Below are 10,790 nucleotides of genomic sequence, written 5' to 3' on the forward strand. Positions count from 1 at the left end.
TCGCAACCATTCGACCGATTCAAGCAACAGACTGAAAGCCAATCCGGCGTTTTTCCGGGGCCGTTGCGGCACTAATCTGCCGACATCGAATTTTCCTGAATTTCTGTCGGAGCTTTTCCATGATCCTGCATTACATCTACGACCCATTGTGCGGTTGGTGCTATGGCGCCAAACCGCTGGTGCAGGCCGCCCAGGCCGTGCTGCCCGTGATTGCCCACGGCGGCGGCATGATGACGGGTGCCAATCGGCAAAAGGTATCGCCACAGCTGCGCAGTTACGTCATGCCCCATGACCGGCGCATTGCCGAATACAGCGGGCAGCCGTTCGGTGAGGCCTATTTCGAAGGATTGCTGCGTGATCACACCGCCGTGTTCGACTCGGCTCCACCCATCGCTGCGGTGCTGGCTGCCGAGCAAATGGAAAGTCGCGGGCTGGAGTTGTTGGGGCGTTTGCAAAGTGCTCATTACGTGGAAGGGCGCCGCATCGCCGACGAATCGGTATTGTTTGAACTGGCCCACGGCATGGGGCTGGACCGTCAAGCCTTCGAAGGAGCCTTCAGGGCGGCCGACACCGAAGGCCATATCAGCAACAGCCGGGCTTTCCTGGCCAAGGTTGGAGGGCAGGGTTTTCCGACCCTGGTGCTTGAGGACAATGACCAATTCACCCTGATCGATATCGGGCCATGGCTGGGCAAACCCCAGGCATTTGCGCAGTGGTTGAGTCAGTCGCTGCCCGATCAGGGAGCATCCACTCCCGTAGCAGTCTGTGGCCTCGAAGGTTGCATCGATTGAATGTTCCTGCCACGTAAAGCCGTTTCTTAGACGTTTTTTGCCTATTTGTAGAAGATTCACGAAATTGACACATCATTGAGGGCGCAGCTACGATTCGGCCCAACGCCTGTGGCCGACCGCCACGACTCAAAAACAATAAAAGGCCCGCCGCGAGCAATCGTGGGCGGGCCTTTTTGTTTTTGCATTGAAACAAGAGCGCGATAGCGCCATTTCGGCCGTTCGACACAGCGCGTATCAACCGAATCAAGGAAAAAAACAAAATGTTGAACAAGCGAATCAGCCTGATCGCACTGGGGATGTTGAGCGCTACACAGGCCATGGCGAACGACCAGGCCGAATCCAAGGGTTTTGTTGAAGACAGCAGCCTCAAAGTGCTGCTGCGCAATGCCTACATCAATCGTGACTTCAAAGACGGCAACCCGGATAAATCCGAGTGGGGCCAGGCGGCCATCGGCACGTTCTCGTCCGGCTTCACCCAAGGCACCGTCGGTGTGGGTGTGGACGCTTTCGGGCTGTACGCACTGAACCTGGAACGCAGCGAAGACCGTAGCGGCGCGCAAGGCATCGACTTTTTCAAAAAGGGCGACAGCGGCCAGCCGGCTGACGACCTGTCCAAGGGCGGCGCAGCGATCAAGTTCCGCCTGTCCAGCACCACCCTGACCTACGGCGACCAGATGCCGGCCCTGCCGGTACTGAACTACGACAACTCGCGCCTGCTGCCGGAAAGCTACACCGGTACCTTGATCACATCCAAAGAGATCAAAGGCCTGCAACTGGACGCCGGGCGCTTCACCGCCGAATCGCGCAAAAGTGCTGAAGGTCGTGACAGCGGTGGCTTGAAGTCGATCAACGTATTGGGCGGTAGCTACCAGTTCACCGAGCAATTCAAGGCCGCGCTGTACGCTTCCGACGTCGAAGACGTACTGAAGAAACAATACGTGAACGCCAACTACGTGTTCCCGATCGACAAGGATCAGTCCCTGACCCTGGACTTCAATGGCTACCGCACCAAGCTGGAAGATTCCTACGTTCGCGACAACGGTATCACCGGCGACGACAACAAGATCTGGAGCCTGGCCGCCACCTACATCACCGGCCCGCACTCGTTCACCCTCGCGCACCAGCGCAGTACCGGCGACAGCAACCTGGGCTATGCCTATGGCGGCTACCAGAAAGATCAAGGCCGCATCGGCGACGGTGGCAACACCATCTACCTGGCGAACTCCTACTGGTCCGACTTCAACGCCGAAGACGAACGCAGCTGGCAAGTCGGCTACGGCCTGGACTTCAGCACCTTCGGTGTACCGGGCCTGACCTACAACGTGGCCTACGTGCGCGGTGACAACATCACCACCTCCACCAGCGAAGGCGGCACCGAGCGCGAGATCTTCAACCAGTTCAAATACGTCGTACAAAGCGGCCCGGCCAAAGACCTCAGCGTGAAACTGCGCAGCTCGGTCCTGCGTGTGTCGCAGAAGTCGAGCGAGTACAACGTCAGCGGCAACGAAGTGCGTGTGTTCGTGGACTACCCGATCAACATCTTCTGATGATCGGTTGCGGTATCGAGGCCTGATCAAAGGCTGAGAAAGAAGAAGCCCCGACTGTTAAGGATTCTGTAGGAGCGAGCTTGCTCGCGATGGACTCAAGAGCGCTGCGTTTAGTCAGTAATCACGCGGCATCGTTAACGACCATCGCGAGCAAGCTCGCTCCTACAACGGATCATTCTCGCTTAACCGAACAGCATTACGCCCGGGCCGGGGCTTTTTTCACAGCGTAATCATTACACCACGTAACGAATGAAGTTCCCGCTCCCACCTTTATCCCTTCCAGCAAACTCCATAAATTGAGCTCCAACGCCTCTCCCATCATCCCGACGGGAAGGTCACTGGAGTTTCCCTCATGCCTTTCGTAACCGTACGCATCACCCGCGATGGCGTTACCACTGAGCAGAAAGCTCAGGTGATTGCCGAGATCACTGAAACACTGGAACGCGTCCTCAACAAACGCCCTGACCTGACCCACATCGTGATCGAGGAAGTCGACACCGATAACTGGGGTTACGCCGGAATCACCACCACCCAGTACCGCAAGCAACTGGCCGAGGCGGAGGGGAAATCATGACGTCGTCCGTCACCATCGATTTCATCTCCGATGTGGTGTGCCCCTGGTGCGCACTGGGGGCGACGGCGCTGGAGCAAGCGATCGAGAACGTGGCCGGGGACATCTCGGTCGAGCTGACCTACAAGCCGTTCGAGTTGAACCCGGATATGCCGGCCGAAGGTGAACAAGCGGTCGAGCACTTGATGCGCAAGTACGGGAGAACGGCCGCCGACGTCGCCGCCGGCAAGGCCATGCAGATCGCTCGCGGCGAGGCCATCGGCTTCAAATTCGATCTGGAGAAACGCACGCATTTCTACAACACCTTCGATGCACACCGTTTGTTGCTGTGGGCGTTGCAGGAAGGGCGGCAAGTCGAGTTGAAGAGGGTGCTGCTGCAGGCCTACTTCAGCGAAGGCCAGAACCCGAGTGATCAGTCGACGCTGGTGCGTCTGGCGATTGAAGCGGGGCTGGATGGGGCAAGTGCACAAGAGGTGCTGGCGTCCGGCGCGTTCGCAGAAGAGGTGCGAGAACTTGAAGAGTACTACCGGCAGCGCGGCATCAATTCGGTCCCGGCCATGGTGCTGAACGGTCGCCACCTGGTGTCCGGTTCGCAATCGGTCGAGTACTACGAACAGATGTTGCGACAAATGGCCAAGGCACCGGCCGAAGCCTGATTACAGATTTTCTACCCCACTTTTAATTTCCAGAGGTCTTCATCATGAGCATTTCGAAAAAAGTCATTGTAATCACCGGCGCATCCCAGGGTCTTGGTGACGGTATGGTCAAAGCCTTTCGTGAACTCGGCTACCGCATCGTCGCCACTTCGCGCTCGATCAAACCGTCCACCGATCCGGACATTCTCACCGTGGCCGGCGACATCGGCGAACCGGAAACCGCCCAGCGCGTCATCCGTGAAGCGATTTCCCGTTTCGGTCGCATCGATACCCTGGTCAACAACGCCGGGATCTTCATCGCCAAGCCGTTCACCGCGTACACCGCAGAAGACTACGCCAATGTGCTGTCGGTGAACGTCAATGGCTTCTTCTACATCACTCAGCTCGCGATCGCCGAGATGGAAAAACAGGGCAGCGGCCACGTCGTCAACATCACCACCAGCCTGGTGGACCACGCCATCGACGGCGTGCCATCGGTATTGGCTTCGCTGACCAAGGGCGGGCTCAACGCGGCAACCAAATCCCTGGCCATCGAATACGCCAAGCGCGGGATCCGGGTGAACGCGGTCAGCCCAGGCATCATCAAGACCCCGATGCACGGCGAAGAAACCCACGCAGCGCTGGGCAACCTGCACCCGGTCGGGCACATGGGCGAGATCGATGATATTGCGCAAGCGGTCGTGTATCTGGACGGCGCCAAGTTCGTCACTGGCGAAATCCTGCACGTGGACGGTGGTCAGAGCGCGGGGCACTAAAAGCGTTTTGCCAAACCCCGGAAACAACAAAGCCCCTGCATTTCTGCAGGGGCTTTGTTTTGTATGGTGCCGGCACCAGACGAACGGTAGCTAGGGGCGGGGCTAGGTTTTCTGCGGGACTGGAGTTCGGTGGAAAATTTGGCGTACCCCAACCGGTAACTATAAATAAATCAGCTAGTTATGGCGCTCAGTGGAATCGAACTCGGAATTTATAGCGTATCAGCACGCTTTACCAGCATTCGGCGACCTCCGTTCGCGGAGTTTGGCCGTGCGCATTGCAGGTCGCTAAGGGGGATAGACGTGGCATATGGGACGCCGTCCTGACCGGCTAATGGGCGTCCCCTTTTCTACTTTTTTTGCTTTCAGAGATCGTCCGGCCGAAGGTTTACTAATGTGATTTCGGTGACTGCGCTTCCATCGGCAACTAAAAGGGATCTGCTCATGATCGGTTTTCTTCGCTCCAAATTGGTAGGCAGTTCAGCTGTGATGAGCAGTGGGTGCTGCTGAGCCGGAGGAGAGAACCAACCGAATACCCTGCGTGTGCCTTCCCGTGGCGGGATCATTCGAACGCCTCAGCCCATTAACCTTGAGCTACGCTGGAGTACGCAATCGAGAGCTAGCTGGCACATTGATTTTGGACATACAATCACTAGCTCTTGAATACCTCTTCCGCTACTACTTTCTGTGGAGGGACGGTTCTGGTGACCTAGCGCTCATTTTTGAGTACCAAGGAAGCTGAAATAGGTGTTGGCTACTCCAGAATAGTGTTATGAAATAAATTAGCACTGTCTGTTTCTAATAGGGACTGATAAAGAGAACAAAATGGGCGGACTACCTAGACCTAAACCTTCAATTTTGGATAATCTCAAGGTCGCCTTTATTGAGGGTGGTCGAAAAGTTTACTTTGAACCTATCGAAAAACTATATTACACATGGGACTCGCTTCACGGGGAAGTTGAAGTTTTCAATCATCAAGGTCGCCATATTGGCGCAGCATGCCCAATTACCGGAACTATGCTGAAGCCAGCAGTGCGCGGTCGTAGAGTTAATCCAAACTAAGAGGCATTTATGAATTTTATCGAGCAGTGTTTAGCCGGTGATGTCCTCTTAGAGGAAATTGACGAGTATGTGGGGAAATGGCACGACGGGGAAGAAGGAACTGATCAGGAGTTGCACGAGTATCTCGGAATGTCTTGGGAGGAGTATTCCTTGTGGGGCACTACCCCTTCGATAATTTCGTACATCATTGCAGCGCGAAGAAAAGGTTGTACTTTTGACGAGGAGTTGAATCGCGAGAGATTTGCACTTGCCGCGCGCGCCAGCACGCCAGAAGAGGCAAAGCGGATAGAAAAATGGCTTCGGCAAATAGGGAAAATTTGATGGCTCCCGAAGAGAAGATGGCGGCCCGAGTATTGGCACGTCACTCTTTGACACCACCTTATGACTTGATGGCTCTTGCATGTATTTATGGTGACGTAGAAATCATTCCATTTCCTATCGTTGCCGATGGAGTTACCATTGGAATCGGAGGGGCGGACAGACCGCAGATCTTGGTTAACTCTTTAGCGCCAGAAACCAGGAAAAATTTTACCCTAGCTCACGAACTGGGGCATATTATTATTCCTTGGCACACCGGAACCATTGTTTCGCACTTAGATGCCGACGCCGATGATTATGATTATTTACAGATGGAAAGCGAAGCAAATAGATTTGCTGCGGAACTATTAATACCAAGTTTATGGCTGAAAGAGAAGTATGACAGCTATGAAGAACTTAGTGGTTATCTGAAGTATTTAATTAAGGCGTCCAATGCTTCTCGTGAAGCTGTTTTAATTAAGGTTTTTAAAACCCTTCAGACTCCAATCATTTGCTGTCAGATTGATAGCGATGGATCGCTTATAAGATTTTATAGAACCACTACTGCACCTAACACTCCGTCTCTTGATGGGCGGGATCTTATGAATGATATCATTTTTAGGACGGAGCATAGTTTTGAGTCATTCAAGTTGAATGGATACTCTTATGTAGCTTGGTGTTTTAGTAATAAGGATATTGAGGAAAGCGACTCTCGTCCCTGGCGCGAAATTCTAGAGCAGATTTTGCTTGAAAGTGGAACTCAGCACTTGAAGCAAAGTATCAATGCAATACTTCCGGCTAGATTTCAGAAGTGCAAGAAATTGAGTGAGTCAGAAATATGTAGCGCGATCATGCGTACATATGATGGTAGGGAAGGTATTGAGGAAGCAGTTAATCACCCACTATTTGAACAGTATGTCATAAAACGTGTGAAGGAACTTCTCTCGAAGTAATGTCGAAGATATAGTCGAACCTGAATTAGGTTAATTACTCTCGCAAATTATATGTGTTGGGGCAGACACAGACCCAGTGTTGGAAGACTCACCCGGACAAGGTGCCGACACGACGCACCGCTCCTGAGGAGGGTCTGAAGAAGCTCTTCATCGTCATTCCCGCGAACGCGGGAATCCAGATGCCACGGAGGTCCTGGACCTCGGTATCGGATAGATTAAAAAATGCTCTCAATAATTTCTGAGTCGGCTTGTCAAATTCGTAACATCAACCAGAATTACGCCAAGTTTTTGTAGAAGCGCGAAAATCAATAGATGATGAACAAAAGCTGTATAGGCGTACATCTGATTTTCGTCTGCGCGATATTCATTCGCATGAGTGATGTCGTTTCTTAGTTTGCATATCGACTCTATCAACACAGAAGACAGCCCCAGCCCATTCTGAATTTGGCTTGGCAAGGAATTGAAAAAATCTGTGACGCATTTTTGCGTATTGTATTTTGATGAGTTAAATCGCTTAAGACCCTTCTCAAAGCTCAAGATCTCTTTCCGAGCTAGACCGTTTGACTTGAGGAACTCCTTTGCAGACTTGGTAAGCCCAACAAGCAACTCATCGGATAAATAACTTTTCTTGTTGTAACAGTGCTTCTCTAGTAAGCGAAAATATCCGAGTAGCCTATCTTCAATATTCCCCATGTTTCGATATTTAACATACTTAGACATGATGTCAGGTAATTCGGAGTCGGAGGAAAAATACAACTCAAATGATGATAGGGGGAACGGCGCCAATCCCCAGCTCTCAAATCTAGGATCTTTCCCAAGGGGGAGCATAATAAATTCATTAGATCGTCTAGGTTTTAAGCTGTTGTTTACAAAGTACAGAGATGCATACTTGGTAAAGCCTTGAAGGTCATATTCCAAGCTAACGCTTTGAACGGATGGCTCAATGCCAGTTAAAAAGGCAATTAAATTGTATATTTTTGAGTAAATTACCAATGGGTTGCGTTTGTTTTCATCGCTTCCAAGCGTGTAAAATAAAGAAGGTGGAAAAGCAAAGCTTTGCTCGTACGATAATGGGGAGTGGTTATAGTTGGCGTTGTATTGAACTCCTATGTATTCACAACCATTAGCCTCTGCCATGAACTCAGTTAAAAATGGCCGCACATCTCCGCCATCATGATTTACTTCAAGTATTTTCTCCTGGGTCGTAGTATGTCCCACCCAGTTATTCACCGTCTCCGAGTGAATTTGAATAGCTTGAAATCTCCCTTTTGCTGGGCCCTGTCCAGGACAAAAAATTACACTCTCTACAGTAAACTCTATTTCGTAAAATCCTACTGATGGAATATTACCGAGCGAACTCGATCTAGACCCAGTACAACGTAACCCCTTGAGAATAAATCTGTTGCGAAAGTCATAACACTTTGCCTCGGTGGTCTCCCAAGACAGGTTGCAAGAGCGCTCGGTCATGACTTTGAAAGTTATCAGTTCTGGCGTTAAGTTGAGAACGCCTGCAAATCCAGCGTCGCCTTCACTATAGACCACTTTAAAAGTATATGATTGATTCAGTACTAGCTCGGTAACCCTGTCTTGCATGATTTCCATCCTTTAATCCGAACACCCATCTTGTACTGGCATTTTGAAAAAGCAAGGTACTTTTTGTTGGGCGCACGGTTGCTGTCCGGGAACAAACAATTCTCTAAAACGTAATAGGTTTGAGTCTGCCACCGAGCAGCAACGAGGTAGCAGCTTGAGCGCGCCGAGGGCTCCATCTGCGCCGGATCCAGACTCCTACCAGCTCTCACTGGTGACAAATCGATTTGGAGTACCGGCATTCTCAACTTCAAGCCAGCCTGGCTATCTGTGGCAGATCGACGTGCAGGCCTCGCTGCTGCAGTTCCAATTGCTGTTCTACGCTGAGGGCCGGTTTGTTGAAGGGCCTCATGTAGTTTTCTCCAGACAAAGAAAACCCGCACGATTTGAGCTTGTTGACTGGGTCAACCTAGGCTTGGCGGGTGTATTGGGGTGCATTTTAGGTCGCTGGAGGAGGTCGTCAACGTCACGCTGAAGTGAAATTGTAACGGGGTAGGGGTGCAGCCAGATTTTGGTACTGGTGAGGGTTAAGACGGTATCAGGGGCTGCTTGTAGCAGTTGGATTTCTGGATGCCAGTAACAACAAAGGCCCGGTGGAAAATTTGGCGTACTCCAACTAGTAACTATAAATAAATCAGCTAGTTATGGCTTTCTGTGGAATCGAACCCGGAATGCGGGATGCTGAGTAAATTTCGCGCCGGTGTTCTGGGCCGGCCGCTGGCGATCCTTTCCACTGCTGGAGGCTTGGCTCTGGTCCACTTCTTACCCTTTGTGCACAGGCCCAGCTAACGAGGAGTTGAACTATCGCCGCGCCAAGATAAATCCTGCTGATCAGATTTGATCCGAAGTCTGTCGTGACGGCATATTGGTCCAAACCGACGGAGGCCTTGGCCATGAGCGCAGCAAAACAGTTTCACGCCCAAATCGATGGCAAACAGATTCAGGGCTGGGTGGTGAAGGACGGACGCTCATACCTAGCTTATGCGGATTTTCGCGGAAAACAGATCGTTGCCCGTGGAAGTTCCGAACCAAATGCCATTAGCAAATGGCGTGAGGAAGCCAGCTACGCAGCTAACGAATAGGACATTCAGTTCCAGGCGAACACTCAATGACCCCAGTTACGACCGAAAAAACAAGCCGATGATTGTGAAATATGAGGGCTTGAGTCAGTCGTAAAGCGCGTCTATGACGCCTTTTGAAAAAAAACTCAGAAAAAGCAGTTTTTTTTTCACGATGGGGGAGGCTTTTATGACCCCCGCTGAAGGCGTGGATGTCTCCCTCCTTAGAGGCATAGCTTTCTCCCTCCAGGAGACATTGTCGACTCCCAAAACATACTCACCGTTAAACACATCCAACTTTGAAACACATTTAGCCAACCGAGACACAGTAAACTTAACCTAAGGGGCTGACACAGGCGCCTCCCCCCCCACCGTTGCCAGCCCTGTTTAGAGCCACCATACTCCAGCCAACGGTAAATTAAGGGGGATCAGGGGATGACTAAGTTAACGACAACGGTGAAGGCGAAAAAGCCGGCGCCGGTAGAAAGCAAGGAAATCGAGAAACGGTGGGGAAAGGATTTGGTAGCGGCGGGATGGACAGCCATTCCCAATGTGCTTTTCGACTGCTCACAACAACTGGGGCTGAAACACCTGCATATCGTGATCATTCTGCATCTGGCCGGCTACTGGTGGCAGGCGGGCAATGATCCTTATCCGACCAAAGAGACCCTTGCTAAGAAAATTGGGGTAACGGCCCGGACAATCCAGCGGTCAATCGCCGAGCTTGAGGAAATGAAATTCATCACTCGACACGCCCGAAAGTCGAAGTTGGGCGGTAACCTCGCGAATCGCTATTCCTTCGATGGGATCATCGAGGCCGCTACCCCGTACGCTAAAGCCATCGTGGACGCGCGCGAGAAGCAAAAAGCTACCGGTGACGGCCGTGCTACACGTAAAAAGCCAGCCACTTTGGAATTGGTCAAATAAGAGGACAGCGGTGGACGATTCAGTCGTCGAACCCAAAGGAAGTACGACGATGAACAAAACCGCCACACAACTGGGTGATGAAAGCCTGGCAGATGCCTTCCGTGAGTTGATGAGCGTCGTCATCAGCATGCGCGAGGCAGGTGTCGAATTGAGCCAGGTGCAGCATGCGCCTGAATTCACCTACTTGCTGACTCCCAAGCAGTTTGACCGGATAAAGCGTATTTGCCGTGAAAAGGGCTGGTCGGAGCCAAACCGGAGGGGCATTTTGATTGACCTTCAAGCCATCGCTCATCCATTGGATTCTCGCGAGAGCAAAGACCACTGCACCCCAGAAGAAGCTTTGCAGATCCTGGTGAACGCGTACTGCGCTTACAGCCAGATAGGCTTGAACAAGCCCAAGCATGCTCAGGGTATTCTCTTTAACACCGGCAGAAAGGTCAGCGTAGGTAACGGCAGCTATTACGCCTTGGCGGTCGTAAAAGTATGTGAGGACGGGGCTATAAGGTACTTGGCCCCGGTTACTGCGTATCACGCAACCGAGGCCAAGATCCGAAACATTAGGTGACTACGAGGAAGGACGGCCTCG

The 10,790-nt window shown here is 51.9% G+C and carries 12 protein-coding genes; 11 read left to right on the top strand and 1 reads right to left on the bottom strand.

All coding sequences use genetic code 11. The annotated features are described in order from the left end of the window. Nucleotides 1–119 precede the first annotated feature (119 nt). The 8 genes from AC06G5_RS01250 to AC06G5_RS01285 all read left to right on the top strand — a co-directional run bounded on the left by AC06G5_RS01250 (nt 120) and on the right by AC06G5_RS01285 (nt 6,629). Entirely contained in the window at nt 120–791 is a 672-nt protein-coding gene (locus AC06G5_RS01250; RefSeq protein ID WP_413423469.1) for a DsbA family protein, read from the top strand. Between the two features lie 260 nt (nt 792–1,051). Then, entirely contained in the window at nt 1,052–2,338 is a 1,287-nt protein-coding gene (locus AC06G5_RS01255; RefSeq protein ID WP_413423467.1) for an OprD family porin, read from the top strand. Between the two features lie 352 nt (nt 2,339–2,690). Then, nucleotides 2,691–2,912: a tautomerase family protein gene (locus AC06G5_RS01260; protein ID WP_007972813.1), complete on the top strand. Its 222-nt coding sequence runs from the start codon at nt 2,691–2,693 to the stop codon at nt 2,910–2,912. After that, nucleotides 2,909–3,565: a DsbA family oxidoreductase gene (locus AC06G5_RS01265; protein ID WP_413423461.1), complete on the top strand. Its 657-nt coding sequence runs from the start codon at nt 2,909–2,911 to the stop codon at nt 3,563–3,565. The genes AC06G5_RS01260 and AC06G5_RS01265 overlap by 4 nt, the downstream gene beginning before the upstream one ends. A gap of 44 nt (nt 3,566–3,609) precedes the next feature. Next, nucleotides 3,610–4,320 carry an SDR family NAD(P)-dependent oxidoreductase gene (locus tag AC06G5_RS01270; protein WP_057712436.1) on the top strand — a complete coding sequence of 237 codons (711 nt, stop codon included), beginning with the start codon at nt 3,610–3,612 and terminating at the stop codon, nt 4,318–4,320. An 822-nt stretch (nt 4,321–5,142) separates the two neighbouring features. Further along, on the top strand, nt 5,143–5,379 hold the full coding sequence (locus tag AC06G5_RS01275) for a colicin E3/pyocin S6 family cytotoxin (RefSeq protein WP_401328798.1): 237 nt from the start codon (nt 5,143–5,145) through the stop codon (nt 5,377–5,379). A gap of 9 nt (nt 5,380–5,388) precedes the next feature. Next, the gene (locus tag AC06G5_RS01280) at nt 5,389–5,700 is read left to right on the top strand and encodes a hypothetical protein (RefSeq protein WP_401328801.1); all 312 of its coding nucleotides are present in this window, start codon (nt 5,389–5,391) and stop codon (nt 5,698–5,700) included. Continuing rightward, nucleotides 5,700–6,629, top strand: a complete 930-nt coding sequence (locus AC06G5_RS01285; protein ID WP_480458889.1) for an ImmA/IrrE family metallo-endopeptidase — start codon at nt 5,700–5,702, stop codon at nt 6,627–6,629. Before AC06G5_RS01280 ends, AC06G5_RS01285 begins: the two co-directional genes overlap by 1 nt. Nucleotides 6,630–6,857: 228 nt before the next feature. Here the strand turns inward: AC06G5_RS01285 and AC06G5_RS01290 are convergent, their stop codons facing one another. Beyond that, nucleotides 6,858–8,222: a HEPN domain-containing protein gene (locus AC06G5_RS01290; protein ID WP_480458890.1), complete on the bottom strand. Its 1,365-nt coding sequence runs from the start codon at nt 8,220–8,222 to the stop codon at nt 6,858–6,860. Nucleotides 8,223–9,112: 890 nt separating this feature from the next. Here AC06G5_RS01290 and AC06G5_RS01295 point away from each other — a divergent pair. From AC06G5_RS01295 to AC06G5_RS01305, 3 genes are all read left to right on the top strand, one after another. After that, nucleotides 9,113–9,301: a hypothetical protein gene (locus AC06G5_RS01295; protein ID WP_434579485.1), complete on the top strand. Its 189-nt coding sequence runs from the start codon at nt 9,113–9,115 to the stop codon at nt 9,299–9,301. Nucleotides 9,302–9,712: 411 nt separating this feature from the next. Next, nucleotides 9,713–10,204 carry a helix-turn-helix domain-containing protein gene (locus AC06G5_RS01300; RefSeq protein ID WP_095155734.1) on the top strand — a complete coding sequence of 164 codons (492 nt, stop codon included), beginning with the start codon at nt 9,713–9,715 and terminating at the stop codon, nt 10,202–10,204. A gap of 49 nt (nt 10,205–10,253) precedes the next feature. Next, the gene (locus tag AC06G5_RS01305) at nt 10,254–10,769 is read left to right on the top strand and encodes a hypothetical protein (protein WP_401328812.1); all 516 of its coding nucleotides are present in this window, start codon (nt 10,254–10,256) and stop codon (nt 10,767–10,769) included. The last annotated feature ends 21 nt before the right edge of the window (nt 10,770–10,790 follow it).

It is taken from the genome of Pseudomonas sp. WT-JTC (genome assembly GCF_056711565.1).

What these genes read in the sequence shown, in the direction of transcription:
- AC06G5_RS01250 (WP_413423469.1), top strand. Translation starts at nt 120, where the DNA reads ATGATCCTGCATTACATCTACGACCCATTGTGCGGTTGGTGCTATGGC.
- AC06G5_RS01255 (WP_413423467.1), top strand. Translation starts at nt 1,052, where the DNA reads ATGTTGAACAAGCGAATCAGCCTGATCGCACTGGGGATGTTGAGCGCT.
- AC06G5_RS01260 (WP_007972813.1), top strand. Translation starts at nt 2,691, where the DNA reads ATGCCTTTCGTAACCGTACGCATCACCCGCGATGGCGTTACCACTGAG.
- AC06G5_RS01265 (WP_413423461.1), top strand. Translation starts at nt 2,909, where the DNA reads ATGACGTCGTCCGTCACCATCGATTTCATCTCCGATGTGGTGTGCCCC.
- AC06G5_RS01270 (WP_057712436.1), top strand. Translation starts at nt 3,610, where the DNA reads ATGAGCATTTCGAAAAAAGTCATTGTAATCACCGGCGCATCCCAGGGT.
- AC06G5_RS01275 (WP_401328798.1), top strand. Translation starts at nt 5,143, where the DNA reads ATGGGCGGACTACCTAGACCTAAACCTTCAATTTTGGATAATCTCAAG.
- AC06G5_RS01280 (WP_401328801.1), top strand. Translation starts at nt 5,389, where the DNA reads ATGAATTTTATCGAGCAGTGTTTAGCCGGTGATGTCCTCTTAGAGGAA.
- AC06G5_RS01285 (WP_480458889.1), top strand. Translation starts at nt 5,700, where the DNA reads ATGGCTCCCGAAGAGAAGATGGCGGCCCGAGTATTGGCACGTCACTCT.
- AC06G5_RS01290 (WP_480458890.1), bottom strand. Translation starts at nt 8,222, where the DNA reads ATGCAAGACAGGGTTACCGAGCTAGTACTGAATCAATCATATACTTTT.
- AC06G5_RS01295 (WP_434579485.1), top strand. Translation starts at nt 9,113, where the DNA reads ATGAGCGCAGCAAAACAGTTTCACGCCCAAATCGATGGCAAACAGATT.
- AC06G5_RS01300 (WP_095155734.1), top strand. Translation starts at nt 9,713, where the DNA reads ATGACTAAGTTAACGACAACGGTGAAGGCGAAAAAGCCGGCGCCGGTA.
- AC06G5_RS01305 (WP_401328812.1), top strand. Translation starts at nt 10,254, where the DNA reads ATGAACAAAACCGCCACACAACTGGGTGATGAAAGCCTGGCAGATGCC.